A 440-nucleotide genomic window follows, 5' to 3' on the forward strand; every position below is an offset into this window, starting at 1 on the left:
AGGTAGAGACAGAGAAGAAGCAAGATGAATTTACTTTTGAGAAAGCTAAAGGATATATTAAAAAAGAATATAATGAAGAATATCAATACACTTTAGAGGATACTCAAGTCGAAAATGGAAAGAAATATTATAAAATTAGAGTACGTACGACATATAAAATAGAAGGCGCAGCTGGATCAGGATTTACTGGCGTATTCAAGGTATTTGAAGATGGTACAATTGTTGAAATGCACTAAACCGTTGAAGAGGATACGATGAATCTTTATATTTCTAGTAAAGATTCATGTATATTTTAGAAGTGAAAACGGCCATTTAAGTATGTACGGTGAACCGTATCATAAATAACGGTAAACTTTTGTGAAAAATATTTTGGTAGTTATAATGATTTATGAAAACAGTAGATAATAAAAGAAGCTTAATGATTAATCTGTACCCTTTGT

General features: G+C 30.0%; 1 pseudogene. It reads left to right on the top strand.

Features of this window, described 5'->3' with window-relative positions:
* Positions 1-236 (top strand): annotated as a pseudogene (locus tag V7038_RS16130) (hypothetical protein); the annotation flags it as partial.
* Positions 237-440: the final 204 nt, after the last annotated feature.

Origin of the sequence: Bacillus sp. JJ783 (assembly GCF_036963225.1) — a bacterium.
In the GTDB taxonomy this organism is placed as follows: Bacteria; Bacillota; Bacilli; order Bacillales; family Bacillaceae_G; genus Bacillus_A; species Bacillus_A cereus_U.